Source organism: Rhizobium sp. BK602, from assembly GCF_014195095.1.
Classification (GTDB): Bacteria; Pseudomonadota; Alphaproteobacteria; order Rhizobiales; family Rhizobiaceae; genus Rhizobium.
The window spans coordinates 422732-440816 of record NZ_JACIBC010000003.1; the positions used below are offsets into that span (position 1 = coordinate 422732).

Annotated in this window: 13 protein-coding genes; 11 read left to right on the forward strand and 2 right to left on the reverse strand. The window is 61.7% G+C overall.

From position 1 onward, the window contains the following. The first annotated feature begins 91 nt into the window (after positions 1-91). The 8 genes from FHX11_RS12335 (at position 92) to FHX11_RS12370 (ending at position 11461) form a co-directional block, all read left to right on the forward strand. Positions 92-4021 (forward strand): amino acid adenylation domain-containing protein, encoded by a 3930-nt coding sequence (locus FHX11_RS12335; RefSeq protein WP_246780968.1) that lies wholly within the window; start codon positions 92-94, stop codon positions 4019-4021. Positions 4022-4054: 33 nt separating this feature from the next. Further along, the gene (locus tag FHX11_RS12340; RefSeq protein WP_184357915.1) at positions 4055-5374 is read left to right on the forward strand and encodes a lysine N(6)-hydroxylase/L-ornithine N(5)-oxygenase family protein; all 1320 of its coding nucleotides are present in this window, start codon (positions 4055-4057) and stop codon (positions 5372-5374) included. A gap of 443 nt (positions 5375-5817) precedes the next feature. After that, positions 5818-6408, forward strand: coding sequence for a sigma-70 family RNA polymerase sigma factor (locus tag FHX11_RS12345; protein WP_184357916.1), 591 nt, complete (start codon positions 5818-5820; stop codon positions 6406-6408). Positions 6409-6470: 62 nt separating this feature from the next. Then, complete coding sequence (locus FHX11_RS12350; protein ID WP_184357917.1) at positions 6471-6944, forward strand: GNAT family N-acetyltransferase; 474 nt, start codon at positions 6471-6473, stop codon at positions 6942-6944. Between the two features lie 29 nt (positions 6945-6973). After that, entirely contained in the window at positions 6974-7786 is an 813-nt protein-coding gene (locus FHX11_RS12355; protein WP_184357918.1) for an ATP-binding cassette domain-containing protein, read from the forward strand. Then, a complete protein-coding gene (locus tag FHX11_RS12360; protein WP_184357919.1) occupies positions 7776-8684 on the forward strand; it encodes an iron-siderophore ABC transporter substrate-binding protein in 909 nt (302 codons plus the stop codon). Before FHX11_RS12355 ends, FHX11_RS12360 begins: the two co-directional genes overlap by 11 nt. Beyond that, positions 8684-10669: a Fe(3+)-hydroxamate ABC transporter permease FhuB gene (fhuB, locus tag FHX11_RS12365; RefSeq protein WP_184357920.1), complete on the forward strand. Its 1986-nt coding sequence runs from the start codon at positions 8684-8686 to the stop codon at positions 10667-10669. Before FHX11_RS12360 ends, fhuB begins: the two co-directional genes overlap by 1 nt. A 66-nt stretch (positions 10670-10735) precedes the next feature. Next, positions 10736-11461: a beta-ketoacyl-ACP reductase gene (locus tag FHX11_RS12370; protein WP_184357921.1), complete on the forward strand. Its 726-nt coding sequence runs from the start codon at positions 10736-10738 to the stop codon at positions 11459-11461. A 97-nt stretch (positions 11462-11558) separates the two neighbouring features. Here the strand turns inward: FHX11_RS12370 and FHX11_RS12375 are convergent, their stop codons facing one another. Continuing rightward, positions 11559-13682 carry a TonB-dependent siderophore receptor gene (locus FHX11_RS12375; protein ID WP_348649702.1) on the reverse strand — a complete coding sequence of 708 codons (2124 nt, stop codon included), beginning with the start codon at positions 13680-13682 and terminating at the stop codon, positions 11559-11561. Between the two features lie 376 nt (positions 13683-14058). Between FHX11_RS12375 and FHX11_RS12380 the strand changes: the two genes are divergently transcribed. After that, entirely contained in the window at positions 14059-14955 is an 897-nt protein-coding gene (locus FHX11_RS12380) for an alpha/beta hydrolase-fold protein (RefSeq protein WP_184357923.1), read from the forward strand. Between the two features lie 361 nt (positions 14956-15316). Continuing rightward, the gene (locus FHX11_RS12385) at positions 15317-16282 is read left to right on the forward strand and encodes a hypothetical protein (protein ID WP_184357924.1); all 966 of its coding nucleotides are present in this window, start codon (positions 15317-15319) and stop codon (positions 16280-16282) included. Between the two features lie 78 nt (positions 16283-16360). On the opposite strand, the gene FHX11_RS12390 is transcribed toward FHX11_RS12385, so the two are convergent. Further along, positions 16361-17065 (reverse strand): SDR family oxidoreductase, encoded by a 705-nt coding sequence (locus FHX11_RS12390; RefSeq protein WP_184357925.1) that lies wholly within the window; start codon positions 17063-17065, stop codon positions 16361-16363. A 129-nt stretch (positions 17066-17194) separates the two neighbouring features. On the opposite strand from FHX11_RS12390, the gene gcvA reads away from it, so the two are divergent. Further along, positions 17195-18082 carry a transcriptional regulator GcvA gene (gene gcvA, locus FHX11_RS12395; RefSeq protein ID WP_184357926.1) on the forward strand — a complete coding sequence of 296 codons (888 nt, stop codon included), beginning with the start codon at positions 17195-17197 and terminating at the stop codon, positions 18080-18082. Positions 18083-18085 lie beyond the last annotated feature (3 nt).

An 18085-nucleotide genomic window follows, 5' to 3' on the forward strand; every position in this document is an offset into this window, starting at 1 on the left:
CAATTGCAACTCGGAGACCTGCAAAGAGATGACAATTCACGATAGAAAAGCCACGGCGGCAAACAGCTCGGATCATGTCGCGATATGCCCGTTGTCGGCGACGCAATCGCGAATCTGGCTTCTGTCCGAGACCGGTAACGAAGCCGTCTTCGGACGGCAGATGCTGGGAGTTGCTTTCGCCGCAACGGAACCCTCGGCGGCACGCGAGGCGCTGGCCGGCCTGTCGGATCGTCATCCCTTGATCGCCCGCAATTTCGAAGCACGTCCCGGCGGCGCTGTCTATCAAAGCCTTGGCGATGCGCGGCGCATCGAGATTATCGAACGGAGCCTCTCCGACGATGACAGCATCGATGAAGTTCTGCCCACCGTCGCCGAAGAGGAGAGACGGCGTCTGCTAGACCTGCAGACGGGACAGCCGGTGCGCTTCACCCTGTTTATCCAGCGACAACAAGCAGTCGGCGTACTGTTTTCGCTGCATGCCGTCATCGGCGATACGGTGGCGCTCGACCGGCTCGTAACCGATTTCCTCCAGACGATCACCGGTGCCGGCGGCGAAGAGAGCACCGCGCGCGCCGATGCCGGAGCATGGATGATAGACCATGCCGCGCCCTGCAATCCCTCCGCCGAGCGGGTGGATTTCTGGTTCCGGCAACTGACGGCGCAGGACAATATCGCCGCGCTTACACCGCATGCATCCACCGCCAAGGATATCGAGGACACCGCCTGGTGCGAGCATATCCTCCAGACCCCGGCACTGAATTATGCAACAAGCGATACCATCACCGCGGACCTCTCCCGCGACATGCTGGCCGCTCTCGCCATCGCCCTGCGCCGCTTTTCCGGATATGGCACGCAGCGGATCGGCCTGGTCACGCGACCGGACAAGGCCACGGTTACGGCCCGCATGGAAGACGTCCTTGTGGTGACCTCGGACATCGCCGGCGGACTTACGCTTCAGGAGACCCGCAACGCGCTCGCCGCAAGCGCGAAGGCCGCCGCCGCGCAAGCCCTTCCTTTCGAGGGACTGGCGGAAGCGCTGCTGCGGCGGGACGAGCTTTTCGACACCACCAGCCTCGTCAAAACGCTTCTCGACGTCAGGCCCGCCTTCCGCTTCGAGACGGCCGGGCAGGAAACCGCGGCACGCACGCTTGTCGAACCACCGGCCCGCCGCGATGCCGAGCTCGTTATCACGGTATCCGGCATCTCCCCGGACGGCGCCAAGATCGGCTTCGGCTTCGACCCGCAGAAATACGATCGCGATCACATCACCCGCTTCGCCAATGATCTGATCACGGCCCTCACCCAGCTTCAGACCAGCCCGGAAGCGAGGATCAGGGACATCCCCTTCGTTTCGCGCGAGGAACTCGACCGGCTTTCCGCCCCCTATCCCGACCAGCCGGAAGCGGATGACGGCGTGCCGGTCCATGAGGTGATTTCGGCGCAAGCCCGCCGGCGCCCCAACGCCTTCGCCGTTGCGCAGGGCGAAAAAACCATCACCCATGGCGATCTCGAAACCGCCGCCAATCGACTGGCCAACCGGCTGGTCGCGATGGGCCTCGGCCCGGAAAAGCGCGTTGCGATCGCGCTCGACAAATCGATCGATGCGATCATTGCCATTCTCGCTGTGCTGAAATCGGGCGGCGCCTTCACGCCGGTCGAGCCGGATCATCCCGAAGCCCGTAACCGGCATATTCTGAGCGCGCCCGGCCTCTCGCTGGTCATCTCCCGCAAGCGCTTCATCGCCAATCTGCCGAACGACATCACAACGCCGATGCTCAATCTCGACGATGTCGATCTGTCCTGCGAAAGTGCGGAGCCTCCCTCTTCCACGATCGCTGCCAACCAGCTCGCCTACGTGATCTACACCTCAGGCTCCACGGGCGTGCCAAAGGGTGTCGCGGTCGAGCATGGGCCACTTGCCCATCATTGCAAGGCGACCTTGCGCATCTACGAGATGAGCGAGGAATCCTGCGAGTATCCCGTTCTGCCCTTCACCTCCGACGGCGGCCATGAGCGCTGGATGGTTCCGCTGATGGCAGGCGGCGGTGTCGTGCTGACACAGGACAAACTGGCGACCCCGGAAGACGCCTTTGCGATGATGCGCAAACATGGCGTCAACAATGCCAGCCTGCCCACGAGCTACGTGCGCGGCCTTGCCGAGTATGGCGGCGAAAACAAGGACATACCGCGTCTGCGGCTCTATTCGTTCGGCGGCGAGGCACTGTCGCAAGCCGTCTTCGACATGATCACCGAGAACCTGCAGGCGCAGCTGCTGATCAACGGCTACGGCCCGACCGAAACGATCATGACCCCGATGATCTGGAAAATCCCGGCGGGCACCCGTTTCGAGGGGACCGTCGCGCCGATCGGCCGGGGCGTCGGCGACAGGCGCATCTATGTGCTCGACGCCGATCTCGCACCGGTACCGGTCGGTGTGATCGGCGAAATCCATATCGGCGGCAGTGGTCTGGCGCGCGGCTATCTCGGTCTGCCGGAGCTGACCGAGGAACGCTTCATCCCCGATCCTTTCTCGGAAACCGGCGGGCGGCTCTACAAGTCCGGCGATCTCGGCCGCTGGCGCGAGGACGGCATCGTGGAATTTGCCGGCCGCGTCGATCACCAGATCAAGCTGCGCGGCTATCGCATCGAGCCGGGCGAGATCGAGGCGGTGCTGCGGTCCAATCCGAACGTGGCCGAGGTGGTGGTGCTGCTGCATCATGAAGGCGGGCGCAGCTCGCTGGTCGCCTATGTCGTGCCGCGCGAGGGCGAGACGCTGAGCGTCACGGACCTGCGCCGCGCCGCCGTGGCCGCCCTTCCCGATTACATGGTGCCGCAGACCATCATGCTGCTGGACGCGCTTCCGATGGGGCCGAACAGCAAGCTCGATCGCGGCGCCCTTCCCGCGCCCCGGATGGAAAGAGAGATGCTTCCGCCGGAAAACGACAAGGAAAAGGTCATCCTCGAGGCCTGGAAGGACATTCTCGACATCCCGGACATCGGCGTCACCGAGAACTTCTTCGACATCGGCGGCCAGTCGCTGGCGGCGGTGCGCATCGTCTCCCGGATCAAGAGCCGGCACCCGGAATGGCCGCTGACCATCGCCGACATGTTCAACCATCCGACCATCCGCGATCTGGCGCTGGCCATCGACGGCACGCGCGACGAGACCGGCGTCGACATGGTCTATCTGCGCCGCAGCGGCGACCGGCCGCTCCTCTATTGCTTCCCCGGTCTGCTGGTCAGCACCCGCGAATATATGCGGCTCGTCGACTATCTCGGCCCGGAACAGCCGGCAACCGGCTTCATCTGCTACTCGCTCACCGAAACCAAGGCATTGAGCACGCGTGTCGAGGATATCACCGCACGCTATGCCGAAGCCGTCCGCAAGCAGGCGAAGGGACGCCCCTGCGCTTTCCTCGGCTGGTCCTGGGGCGGGCTGTTGGCCTATGAGGCCGCCCAGCAGCTCGGCAAGGACATCGATCTACGCATGATCGGCATGGTCGATGTCTGCGACATGGACGAGGAATTCACCCTCGGCATCATGCCGCGCTTCGAAGACGGTGTGCGGGACCGAACTCATGAAAAGGTCCAGCGTTGGCTTGCGGCGACGCCGATGCGCGACGACTGGCTGCGCCTGTTCGCCGCCATGAATGAAGAGGTCTACGAACAGTTCCTGCATCACATCGTCAAGCATGACGTCAAGTTGCCGTCGGATGGTCCGGATATCGGCTCGGAGGAGCATACGTTCTGGATCTTGATCGACAATGCGATGATCTTCCGGAACTATCGCCTGCAGCCGGCGGATTTCCGCATTCATGCCTTTGCGGCCGAAGATTCGCTGACGCGTTCGCTGAACGTCATCGACTGGCGCCGCTATTCGCCCAACGCCACCGCCTCCGAGATCGTCAACGGCACGAACCATCTGACCATCATCGGCAAGACGCCGTTCCATCAGCGCTTTGCCCGCCGGCTCGACCAGGCCTTCGAGGTATCGGCCCTTTCGCGCGGCCGGGCCAAGTAATCCGCTTTTTCGACATCATTCTGGAGTTGCATCATGACATCTCAAGTGCTCGACCTCGCCGGGGCCGGAATTGGTCCGTTCAACCTCAGCCTCGCCGCTCAGCTTGACTCCATCCCCGCCCTGTCGGTCCGCTTCTTCGAAAAGCGGCCGAGCTTTGCCTGGCATCCGGGAATGCTGCTGCCCGGCGCCGAAATGCAGACATCCATTCTCAAGGATCTGGTGACCGCCACCAATCCCACCAGCCCCTGGAGTTTCCTGTCCTATCTGGTGAAGCACAAGCGCTTCTATCAGTTCCTCAATGCCGAATATGAGGCCGTGCCGCGCCGCGAATTTGCCGATTATCTCGGCTGGGTCGCGCGGGGCGTGACGTCGCTGCGTTTCGGGACCAGCATGCGCGAGGTGTGCGCCGCTGACGGCCTGTTTTCCGTCGATACCGATAGCGAGCGCGTTCAGGCCCGCAATCTCTCGGTCGGCGTCGGCAAGCTGCCATCGCGGCCCGCCTGGGCGGAAACGCTGCCCAAATCCATGGCATTCCACAACAGCGAAGCAGCTGCGCGCCTCGGCGACGTCAAGGCCCCGCGCGTCGCGGTGATCGGCGGCGGCCAGAGCGGGGCGGAAATGGTCGACGCCCTCTTGGACCTGGACACGGTCAGCTCGATCTACTGGGTCAGCCGCCGGCCCAATTTCGAGCCGCTCGACGCCACCCCGTTCACCAACGAACTCTTCACCCCGAGCTATATGGAAAAATTCCACGGCCTGTCGGAGGATCTGCGGATCACCCATACACGCCGCCAGGTGCTCGCCAGCGACGGCGTCTCCGCCTCGACCCTGAAGAAGCTCTATCGGCGCCTCTACGAGCGGCGGTTCGATACGCCCTCCGCCGTCGATGCAGGCCTGTTCCTGCGGCCCTATCGCGACGTGGTGGAAGCCGTCCGCAACGGGCCCGAGATCGAGCTGACCATGCGCAACGGTTTCGACGACAGCATCGAGACGATCGAAGTAGACCTGGTCATACTTGCCACCGGCTACCGCTTCGTGCTTCCGGAATTCCTGCATTCGCTCAAGGAGCGCATGTCCTACAATTCCATCGGCGAGCCCGTTCTGGCGAGTGATTTCTCCGTGGTATGGGATGGTCCGAGCGAGAATCGCATCTTCGTTCTCAACGCCGGTCGACACAGCCACGGCATTGCCGAACCGCAACTCAGCCTTGCCGCATGGCGCAGTGCCGTGATCGCCAACTCGCTGCTCGGCCACGCGCATTTCGACCTCGGCCAGCTCGATCCCTTCGTTCAATGGGAGTCCCAAGGACGAGAATCCCTCTTCTCCTCGCATATGGGACAGGCCGCGGAATAGCCTGCGTTCGTCGGCAGCTACAACGAACATCGCGCGGATCGAGCTGCACAGCTTGCATCTGCGCGGTGCTCATTCTTTCCGACCGATCTCAGAAGCTTGACATTCGATACGGAAAATACAACCAGAAATATAGTTTCCCTTCCCTCAAGCAGCCGGGTGTTCGTCTGTTCGGGCGAAGATCGGCTGCGCGAGGATCACAGCTTTTTTGGGCACTCGCAAGCTGCTGCCCCATCGCCGATCCGATTTGGCGGCATCGGGTTTTCTCCCCGGAATTCAGCTTTAACCGGCTAAAAACCCAATGAAATAAATGGGATATAAGAAAATACGAAAGGAAGCGTCTGCTTTCTCGATTTTATGTTGACTATTATTATCATGTTTTTTAGGGTGCGGCAAAACAGAGGGGCAGATCGAAATGCAACTTTTGATTTTAGAAAGAGCCCGATATGATCGCCAATTCTTCGCAGTCGATATCGAATGAGCAACTTCAAACAGCGCTTCTCGCCTACCCCAAGCTCCTGGCCACGGCCCGCCGGATCACCGGCTGCATGACCATCGCCGAAGACGTGGTCCAGGAAGTTCTCCTGCAGCTGGTCTCCAAACCACTCAAAACCGACATAGCCGCCCCCACCTCCTACGTGATGCGCATGGTGCGCAACCTTGCGACCGATCACATGCGACGATTGCAATATGAAAGAGGTCTGTTCGTCGAGGAGCAGGTCGGCGGCTCGACCTCGTCCTATGGAAGCCCCGAGGAGCATCTGCGTGAAGCCGAGGGCTACAGGGCCTTTCGGTGCACGGTCGAGGCTATGCCCGCCCGGACCCGGAAATTCTATGAGGAACATTATTTCGACGATGTGCCGCAAAACATCATCGCCAAGGAGGCCGGCGTCTCCTGCGCGCTCGTGTGCGGACTGCTGCGGGAAGCCCACTCCCGTTGCCTTGCCGCAATCGCGCTCGACGCCGATCAGGCGACGGAACCGAGACATGGCGGCCGACGCACGCCCCCGGCGCGATTCCGGGAGATGAGGGTATGACGATACAAGCGACAAGATATGACAGAGGCGGATTGGCCTCTTCGATGACGGACGACCCACAGATGCAAGACGCGATAGAGATCACCGAAAACAAGGGTGCCATTTGCCGCGACATCATGTCGGAACTCTCTGACTGGTTCACGGAGCCGGACGTGATCGAAGCCTGCGCGCAGGCCATCGAATCCTTGCCGATGTTCGGCTGCGTCAGCGGCAACAGCGTCGCCGGCTTCGTCGCCATGCAATCCCACCCGCCCGACGCCATGGAAATTCTGGTCATCGCCACCAGGCGCGAACATCACCGCAGCGGCGTCGGCAAGCGCTTGCTGACTGCCGCCGAACGCTTCGCCCGCGCATCCGGCTGCCGGCTTCTGACCGTGAAGACGCTGGCGCCGCGCGGCAAGGACGAGCCACAATATGACGCGACCCGCGCCTTCTACGACAGGAACGGCTTTATCCGCGCCGAGATCTTTCCGACCCTTTGGCATGAGGACCACCCATGCCTGTTTTTCGTCAAACCGCTTGAGGCCGTCAATTGACCACTTCGTCATCTCCAGCAAGAGCGCCCGTGCCGGACGAGACGGCACTCCCGCCCCCCGATGGCCGCTCCGCCGTCTTTGCAACGGAAAAGTTGCATTTCCAAGCGGAGGGAAGAACGATCCTCCATCCGCTCGATCTGAGCTTCAAAGCCGGGGAGATTTCGGGGCTGATCGGCCATAACGGTTCGGGAAAATCGACGCTGATCAAGCTGTTGGCCCGGCAAATTCAACCAAGCGGCGGGCACCTTCTCTTCGAGGGTGCGGCCGCCGCTTCCTATGATGCGCGCGCCTTCGCTCGCGCCGTCGCCTATCTGCCGCAGGACACGTCCTCGGCCGCCGGCATGACCGTGCGGGAGCTGGTCGCTTGCGGCCGCTATCCCTGGCACGGCGCGCTCGGCCGCTTCAGCGACCTCGACCGGGAGAAAGTCGAAACCGCGATGCGGCTCACCCATGTCGATGACTTCGCCAACCGCACGGTCGATACGCTCTCCGGCGGCGAGCGCCAGCGGGTATGGATTGCCATGCTGGTGGCGCAGGACAGCCGCTGTCTTTTGCTCGACGAGCCGACCTCCGCGCTCGACATCGCCCATCAGATGGAAGTTCTCGGCCTGGTGCGCGACCTCTGCCGCACGAAAAGCCTGAGCGCCATTCTCGTCCTGCACGACATCAACATGGCATCGCATTTTTGCGATCATCTTTATGCCTTGAAGGCTGGCCGGCTGATCGCCACCGGTCCCTCGGCGAGCCTCATGAAAGCGGAAACCCTTCGAACCATCTATGGCGCGGAGATGGGCGTCACCGCCCATCCCGTACACGGAACGCCGCTAGCCTATGTCATCTGACGGATATTTCCACGCGCTCAAACTGTCGCGCCGCCATACGCTGATCGCGGCGGCGGCCATGATCGCGATGCCTGGTTTTTCACGCGCCGCCCCGCCTATCAGCGGGCCTATCGTCTCGCTCGACTACGGCCTTGCCTCGACGCTTCTGGCGCTCGGTGTCACGCCGGCGGCCATCGCCTCGCTTGCCGATTGGGACAAATGGGTGGTGGAACCGAAGATGCCGGCCGGTGTCGTCGATCTCGGCACCACGACAGAGATCAATCTTGAGATTCTGGCAAGCCTCAAGCCGGCGCTGATCCTGACAACGCCCTATCTCGCCCCGCTGAAGCCCCGCCTGGAGCCGATCGCTCCCACCATGGAACTGACGATCTATGCCGAAGGCGGAAACGCGCTGCCCCGCGCCATCGAGGCAACGAGGACGCTCGCCGCCGCCATTGGACGGGAGCGGGAAGCGAAGGATTTCCTGGCGCGCTCGGACCAATTCTTCGACGACTGCGCCCGGCGCGTGCAGCGGCTGGCGCCACCGCCGCTGGCGCTCGTCAATTTCGTCGACCAGCGGCATGCGCGCATCTATGCCGGCGCCGGCCTCTACCAGAATGTCATGACCCGGATCGGGCTCCGGAATGCCTGGACGGGTTCCGGCAATTTCTGGGGTTTCGAGACCATAGGGATCGAACAGCTGGCGACGCTCGACCAGAGCTTGCGGCTCATCGCGTTCGAACCGCTCATTCCGCCCGATATCCTCTCCAGTCTGGAAGAGAGCCCCCTCTGGACCAGCCTGCCCTTCGTGCAGGCGGGGCGCGTCTCGGTCCTTCCCGGCGCGCTGATGTTCGGCATGGTGCAGGAGGCCGAGCGTTTCGCCCGCATTCTGCTCGACCATCTCGAAAAGGTGGCCTGATGTCCCTTCCCTTGCACCAGAGCCGCGGCGCTCCGGCCGTGGCCGCCGGCCTTTTCGTCCTGGCTGCACTCCTCGTCTGGCATCAGGTCGCCCCTGACCTCTTTCGGCTGACGCGATCGAGCGAGAGCTACGATCCGCTGCGCATCCTGCTCCTCTATTCGACATTGCCGAGGATCGCCACCGCGCTTCTGGCCGGCGCGGCATTGGCATTGGCGGGAAGCCTGCTGCAACAGGTGCTGCGCAATCCGCTCGCCTCGCCGACCACGCTCGGCATTTCCGCCGGCGCCAACCTGGCGCTCGTCGTCGCCATGCTGGCCGTTCCGACGCTCGGCGGCCTGAGCCGGGATGCGGTCGCCCTTGTCGGCAGCGCCGCCGCGGCAGCCGTCGTCTTCGCGATCGGCGCAAGGCGCGGCTTCTCGCCCTTCGCCCTCGTGCTCGCCGGGCTGATCGTCAGCGTCTGGAGCGGCGCGCTCGCCGCCATTCTCGTCCTGATGAACGACCGCTACCTGTCGGGCCTCTTCATCTGGGGCGCGGGGTCGCTGGCGCAGCAGAGCTGGGCGATCCCGCTGTCGCTGTTGCCCAAGACCGCAGTGCTTGCGGCCCTCGCCATTCTGATGGCGCGACCATTGTCGCTGATGGAACTCGGCGATGGCGGGGCAACAGGGCTCGGCCTCTCGGTGAAGCGAACGCGCATCCTGGCCGTATGTCTCGCCATCGCACTGGCGGCCATCGTCACCAGCGCCGTCGGCGTCATCGGCTTCGTCGGCCTCATCGCGCCCGCCATCGCCCGCCTTGCCGGCGCGCGGCACATGCGCAGCCAGCTCCTCTGGTCGCCGCTGATCGGCGCTGGAATGCTGCTGCTGACCGATCAGGCACTGACGCTGATGGTCGGAACCTCGTCCACCTTCCTGCCGACCGGCGCGGTCACGGCGCTGTTGGGTGCGCCCCTGCTGCTGCTCATGCTGCCCCGCCTGAGAGCCGCCCATCGCAACATGTCCGCCGCCTCTACGGCAACCAGCCGGGTCGAGCATGCATCTCCCATCCTCATTGCGGTTGCAGGCCTGCTCCTGTTGCTCCTTCTCGCCGGCGCGCTCTTCCTGGGACGGGCGCCGGACGGAACATGGAACATCCTCGCCTATCTGCACTGGCCTGACGTCCTACCCTATCGTCTTCCGCGCGTGACCGCCGCCTTCGCGGCCGGGATGATGCTGGCGGCGGTCGGTTCCATTCTCCAACGCCTGACCGGAAACGAGATGGCAAGCCCGGAAGTGCTGGGCATTTCGGCGGGCGCGACGATCGGCGTCACCGCCGCCCTCTTCCTGCTGCCGGCGCCCGGCATGGCCGCACAGCTCGGCTCCGGCGGCGTCGGCGCGCTGGCGGTCCTGATCGCCATTTTCATCTTCGGCATGCGCTCTGGTTTCGCACCGGAACGCGTGCTTCTGACCGGCATCGCGCTCGGGGCGATGCTGGATGCCTCGATCAGCGTTCTCGCCGCAAGCGGCGACCCGCGCACCATGATCGTCATGCAATGGATGGGAGGCTCGACCTATCTCGTCGATACCCCCAGAGCCATTGCCGCCGGGATCGCCGCTGCCGTCGGCCTGACGCTCTGCTTCCTTGGCCGCCGCTGGCTCGACCTTTTGCCGCTCGGGCCGCAGGCGGCGCAGGCGATCGGCATCCGCGTCAATCTCGCGCGCGGCTGCCTCTTCTCGCTCGCCGCCGCCATGACCGCCGCCGCGACGCTCGTCGTCGGCCCCTTGAGCTTCATCGGCCTGATGGGACCACATCTGGCGCGCGAGCTGGGCTTGAGGCGGGCCATGCCGCAGCTTCTCGCGGCCGCGCTGGCGGGCGGCGGGCTGATGGTCCTGGCCGACTGGTTCGGCAGGATGATCGCCTTTCCCTATCAAATTCCGGCGGGCCTCGTGTCGGCCCTGGTCGGTGCGCCGCTGCTCCTGATCCTGCTGCTGCAGAGAAGGCGCGGATGATGACGAAACACGTCCTCTGTCCCGGTTGATAACGAACCGGAATCACACGAACCACAGGAAGACAAGATGACACGGGTCGCTTTGGTAACAGGAGGCACGCGCGGGATAGGCGCGGCCATTTCGATCGCTCTCGATCAGGCGGGTTACAGGGTCGCGGCCACCTATGTCGGCAACGAGACGGAAGCCCGCTCTTTCCAGGACAGGACCGGCATTCCCACCTACAGATGGGATATTCGCGACTATCAGGCCTGCAAGGACGGCATCGCGCGGGTCGAGGCCGACGTCGGGCCGATCGACGTGCTCGTCAACAATGCCGGCATCACCCGCGACGGCATGTTCCACAGGATCACGCCTGAGGACTGGAATATGGTCATCGGCACCAATCTGAACGGCCTGTTCAACATGACCCATCCGGTCTGGCCGGGCATGCGCGAGCGCAGTTTCGGCCGCATCATCAACATTTCCTCGATCAACGGCCAGAAGGGCCAGCTGGGGCAAGCCAACTACTCCGCCGCGAAAGCCGGCGATATCGGCTTCACCAAGGCGCTGGCGCAGGAAGGCGCGGCGAAGGGGATCACGGTCAACGCCGTATGCCCCGGCTATATCGGCACGGAAATGGTCCGCGCAATTCCGGAAAAAGTGCTGAAGGAGCATATCCTGCCGCAGATACCCGTCGGGCGTCTCGGGGAGCCCGAGGAAATCGCCCGATGCGTCGTCTTCCTCGCTTCCGATGAGGCCGGTTTCATCACCGGCTCGACGCTGACCGCCAATGGCGGCCAATATCTCGCATAAACAAACAAAAGAAGGCGGGCTGCATCCGGAACGCAGCCCGCCTTTCCCAATCGATTTCGGTCGCCCCGCTATTGCGAGCGCGGCGCCGACATCGCGATCACCAGCGATATTTCAGCGAAGCGGTGATGTTGCGGCCCTGGCCGAGATAGCAATAGCCTTCATTGCAGACCGTCAGGCGACGATTGGCGATGTTGCGGACGTCGAGCGATGCCGTCAAACCTTTGTATTTCTTGTCGACTGCACCGAAATCATAAGAAAGCGCCGCATCCAGATAGAAGCTTGCATCATTCTTGGCGGTATTGGCCGTGCTGGTGTAAGTCTTGCCCGTATAGCGGATGCCGCCGCCGACCGTGAGGCCATTTGCAACCGAATCGTCCTGGAAAGTATAATTCGACCATAGGCTTACGATATTCTTCGGCGTCACAGCGGGCGCGTTACCTTCGTCGTCGCCGGCTGTGATTTCGGAATGATTGTAGGCATAAGCCGCAATCACGTCCCAACCGTCCGTAACGCTCGCCTTGGCCTCCAGCTCGATACCGCGGTTGGTAACCTCGCCAAGCGAGGCATAGACAAGTGTCAGCGGATCGACCAGAACGGGCTTGTTCTTCTCGACAAGGTTATAGGCGACGGCGGATAGCAGAATGTCGGTGCCCGGCGGCTGATATTTCACACCCAGCTCGTATTGTTCACCCTTCGTGGGGTCCAGGACTTCGCCGGAGGCGGATCGCTGCGTGACCGGATCGAAGGATGTCGAATAGCTGACGAAGGGTGCAACGCCGTTGTCGAACAGATACAGTGCCCCGGTTTGGACTGTGAAGGCGTGCTTGCTGAGGCTGTCGTCCGTGCTCGTTCCGGAAGAGACATAAGTCGTATCCGACGACTGCTTGACCCAGGTCTGGCGCCCGCCGAGCGTGAAGCGCCATCTGTCGAGTTCGATCTGATCCAGGGCATAGGCGCCGACCTGCTGCATGCTGGCGGCGACCCGGCTGTAATTATAATCCGGCGTCGAGCCGGATACCCCATAGGTCGGATTGTCGATATCGAAGTCGTAGGCCGCGCTGGCGGTCGAATCGAACCCATATGCGAAGGAATCGTTCATATGGGTGTAGTCCAAGCCGAACAGCACGGTATGCGCGGCCGGACCGGTATCGAACTTGGATTCGAGCTGGTTGTCGACCTGGAAGACATTCACCTTGTCGCTGATTGCACTTGCGCCGCGATGAGCAACATTGCCGGTCCAGCTGTAGACGCCGAGATAGCGCGCCTTCAGATCCAGATGGGAGTAGCGAAGATTCTGACGGAAGGTGAAGCCGCCGTCGAACTCGTGCTCGAACTGGTAGCCGACCTGCTGCTGGCGGGTCTTCTGATAGTCGTAGTCCGGATCGCTCGCGCGCAATTTGAGGACGTTGCCGTCGGGGCCGGTCAGCGCACCAACATTGGCATCGCCTTCAGTCGACTGTGCCGAGCCGTAAACCGTGAATTTCGTGGCTTCGTCCGGCTTCCAGGTGAAGGACGGCTGGATGAAATAGCGGTCGTCGGCAATATCGAAATTGGTGTCGCCCTTTCGCGCGAGACCGACGATCCGATACAGCATGCTGTCATCGTCCTGATTGACCCGGCCGCCGAAGTCGAACATCGTCTGGGCGCGGTCCGATGTTCCATAGACGGCCCCGACCTCCCGGATCGTCTCGTCCGTCGGCAGCTTCGAGATCTTGTTGACGATGCCGCCCGGCGAGCCGGGGCCGTAAAGCACGGATGTCGGTCCCTTGATCACTTCGACGCGGTCGAGCGAATAAGGATCGGTGCGGAACATCCCGTAATTCATATAGGGTTGGCGCAGGCCATCGCGGAAATCACCCGTGGTCGTAACGTCATTGCCGCGGATATAGACCTGATCGAAACGTGGATCGAAACCATAGGAGCCGGTCTGGACGCCGGCCGAATAGCGCACCGCCTCGATGATGTCCTGCGCGCCGCGCTGCTCCAGCTCCTTCTTGGTGACGACGGAGACGGAACGGGGTGTCTCGACGAGCGGCGTATCGATCTTGGTCGCGCCTCTGCTCTTCTTGGCGGCGATCTTGGAATTGTCAGCCGCGTCACTCGTCTCGCCGCTGACGACGATCGGAGCGAGCTGGGTTGCGTTGCCGCTATTCTGGTTGCTCGAAGCGTCCTGAGCAAAGGCGTTGCCACTCAGCATGAACAATGTGGCAAGCGCTGTCATCGTGTGTGCAACGCAGAATCTGTTATTCAATAAGATATTGATATTGTTATATGATCTAAACATCATAACGAGCTCTACCCACCCTCTTGGAAAAAGATGGCGCAAACTAGATCGCCATATGGGTTCTCGTCAATAATATATGAGTATAACAGTCATCTTTTTTGTTTCTATTGTTTTCTGGCAATACCGTCACCTGTGAAAAATCATTGAAAAACATCACTTATCGGCAATGCGGCAGGTCGGCGATCGCACTTTAGGAACTCGATCGCGACTTGTCATGGCCCTGCCTGCATAATATGAGGAAATTCATCATATTTCGAGCCGATCGCTCCTCTGCCATGTGATCGATTCCATATTCCGACCACCCGGAGAGAGCATGTCCAATCCTCAATTTCGCGATGCAACGCCTGCGCCCGTGACGATGGCCGATACGGTTTTCGCTGACCTCCAATTCGACGGAGCCGACCAGCCTCATCGCATCTTCCTCTATCGCCCCGCCAAAGCACCGCCACCGGAAGGCTGGCCGGTGCTGTATCTGACCGACGGCAATGCCTGCTTCGCAACGGCGGTCGATGCCCTGAAAGTGCAATCCTCCTACCCCAACGGCACGAATGTCGGCGAAGGCGTCATCGTCGCCATCGGCTACCCCTCGGATCAGCCCTATGATCCGCTTCGGCGCTCATGGGATCTGAGCCCGCCCCCCGGCCGCATTTATCCACCCTTCTTTCCCGACAGTCCGGACGTGAAGACCGGCGGTGGTGAGCTTTTCCTCACCGCCATCGAGGGACAGTTGAAGCCTTGGATCGAAGAACAGGTTGCCATCGACAGCACACGCCAGAGCTTGTTCGGCCATTCCTTCGGCGGCTTGTTCACTCTCTATGCCCTGTTTTCGCGACCGAACGCCTTCAACCGATGGATCGCGGCGAGCCCGGCCATATTCTGGGAGGATGCGGCGATCCTTTCGGCGGAAAAAGCATTCCTCGAGACGCACCCCGCTGCCCTCGACATCGAAGTGCATCTTTCCGCCGGACAGTATGAGGGCGATATACTGGCCCCGTTTCACAAGGGAACCGCCGAAGAACAGAAGAGACAGGAACGCGCCCGCGAAACCCGGACGATCGGCTATGCACGGGAGATGACAGAACGGCTGACAGCTTCCGCAGCGCTGGAAGACCGCGCCGTCTTTGAGGAATATCCCGGCGAAAACCATATGTCGGTGCTTCCAGTCGCCTTGAACCGGGCGGTGCAAATCGCGTTTCGAAGAGCGAAGTGACGTAAGAATGACGTCCCCTTATCCGAGCTAAGCTGAGCCGATCCAGTTCGGCTTGAATCGGTTGGCCCTCCGGAGGCGCGGCCGCAACCCACAATGCGCAATGCCGAAAAATGCCCGCGCAAGGTCTCCAAAATCATGAAATTCGCCGATGCGCATCTCGAAACCTCATCGTTATATCCCGAAATAATGAACGAAAAAATCTTTCAGAATCAAAATATTATAGCACAAACTCCACAAGCAAGTTGTTATGTTGAGTAAAGAAAACAACTTTCATGTTGCATTGCAACACGATCGATATGGGCATAGTTTGCCCGCGATCTGAGGGGTGCGGGTCGTACGATAATCATGCTGAGGATATCAGATGCTCGATACGTCCAAGTCCAAGCCGAAAGACCTCGAAGCCATTGCGCGCAGTGGCGGACCTCTTCGCCGGATGGCGGCACGCGTCCCGACCTATCTTACCGACCTGCGCGAAAACCCTGCCTGGCTGCCGATGTTCCTGTTGGCCCGCACGATGCCTTTTCGCCGGGCGCATTGGCTGACCGCCAAACCCGTTTCGCCCGCATCAGGCGTGACAAAATCGATGTTCGGCGACATCAAGCCGGAAGATGCCGCTGCGGAACTGAAACGGTCGGGCATCTTTACCGGCCTGACATTGCCGCCCGAAATCCACGCGGAGCTTACCCGGTTTGGGCATGAAACCCCATGCTTCGGCAATTTCGAGCGCAAGCTGGAATTTCTGGCCGACGACCACGCCGATGCCGAGCGCCGCTTCGGCCGGACCATATTGAGCGGCCATCATTTCGAACGGGTTCTGCAATGCGACGCGGCCATCGCCGTGCAGCAGGACCCGCTTCTCATCGCCATCGCGAAGCACTACCTTGGTGGCGAAGCGAAGCTGATCACCACGCGGACATGGTGGAGCTTCCCGACGAAATCGGCATCCGAAGCCGATCTCAGCCGCGCCTCCTTCAAGTTTCACTTCGACCTCGACGATTGGCGGATGCTGAAATTCTTCTTCTATCTCTCCGACGTCGATGCCGATGCCGGTCCGCACGTCTATGTTCGCGGCAGCCATAACCGCCGGCGCCTGAAGCACCAGCTGACCCTGCTCGTCGGACATTCCGCCGAGGACGTCTTGAGCTATTACGGCGAAGAGAATGCCATGACCCTGACCGGCAAAGCCGGCTCCGGCTTCGTCGAGGACCCCTTCGGCTTCCATATGGGAACGCTGGCGAAACATACGCCGCGCCTGATGATGGAAATCGGATTTGGCGTATCGAAACCCTCGAAGCGCCGCTATCACGGCGAGCCCGTCATCCGATAGGCGAATGGGCTCTCCAGGACAAGCGTTCGGGGGAGCCCATTGCGATTGGCGCGGACGTGCCCGTCTTCTTGGTGGCGCTCAAACCGCCCTAGTCAGGCCGCCATCAACACGAATATTCTGCCCTGTAATATAGCCGGCGCCTTCGGAGGCCAGGAATGAGACGGTCGCGGCGATCTCCTCGCTGGTGCCGTAGCGCTTCATCGGCACCCCGGTACGGCGCTCCTCGGTCGCCGGCAGGCTGTCGATCCAGCCGGGCAGGATATTGTTCATGCGGATATTTTCGCCGGCATAGGTGTCAGCGAAAATCTTGGTGAACGAGGCAAGACCCGCACGGAACACCGCCGAGGTGGGAAACATCGCGCTCGGCTCGAAAGTCCAGGCGGTGGAGATATTGATGATCGCGCCCGATTTTTGCGCACGCATATGCGGTGTCACCAGGCGCGTCGAGCGAATGACATTCATGAGATAAACGTCCAGCCCCCGATGCCAGTCCTCATCGGTGATGTCGAGGATCGGAGCGCGCGGGCCATGACCGGCGCTGTTGACGAGGACGTCTATGCGACCCCAGGCGGACACGGCAAGATCGACAAGCTTGCCGATGTCGTCGTTCGATTGGTTGCTGCCTGTCACGCCGATGCCGCCGAGCCCCTTCGCAAGCTCCTCGCCCTTGCCGGAGGAGGACAGGATCGCGACTTTGAAACCGTCCGCGGCCAGACGCTTTGCCGCAGCAGCTCCCATGCCGCTGCCACCCGCCGTGATAAGTGCCACCTTTTCTACTGACATGATCTGTTCCAATCCTTCGATAATGCAGCCATGATTGGCGCCTAGGCCTCAGTTTGGCATAGGTTTATCATTCAGGTAACATCAATTCGAACCAGTTCTCCTCTCTTCATCCAGTAGAAAAACTATCGAATGGTCAAAACGATCCGCCGTCTTCCGCCACTCAATGGCCTGCGCGTCTTCGAAGTCGTCGCCCGTCATCTGAATTTTCGGCTGGCCGGCGAAGAGCTTGGAGTGACCCAGGGCGCCGTCGCCCAGCAGATCAGAGGTCTGGAGACCGAGCTCGGCCTGAAGCTGTTCGAACGACACCCAAGAACCCTGGCCCTGACGGATGCAGGCCGGAGCTATGTTGCCAATATCCGCCGGGCCTTCGAACTCATTTCCGATGCGACCGAAACCCTGAAACCCGAACCTCGCCATCTCACCATTAGCGTCACGCCGAGTTTCGCCTCGAAATGGCTCATTCCGCGCCTGCCGGATTTCACCGCGGCGCATCCGGATATCGATCTTCGTATCCTGGCCAGCGACCGCATTTCCGACTTCCAGACCGATGCGGTCGATCTCGCCGTCCGTCTCGGTCGCCCACCCTTCGGGCCGGGCCTGAATGCGGAATTGCTCTTCGACCAGATCGTCATCGCGGTGGGAAGCCCACTCCTTGTCGAGAAGCTCGGCTCGCCTCGGGATCGCGACTATTTCAGCCGCTATCCGCTACTGCATGACGGCCATGATTTCTGGCCGCAGTTCCTCGATCTGGCCTTTCCGGAAGGTCTGCCGCCGGCGCCGAAGAACATCCGCTTCAACCAGACCTCGCTTGCCATCGAAGCCGCCATCGCGGGCCAGGGACTGGCACTGACCAGCAGGTTCTTCGTGGACGACGACATCGCCGCCGGGCGTCTCATCCGCGTGCTGCCAACGGAGCTGCGCGCCGGTTCGGACTTCTATGTCGTCTCGCCCCGCAAGCCGCGGCATCCGGCCTCGGTCGCCGCGGTGCGAAACTGGCTGATCAGCACGGCAGGCTGACGA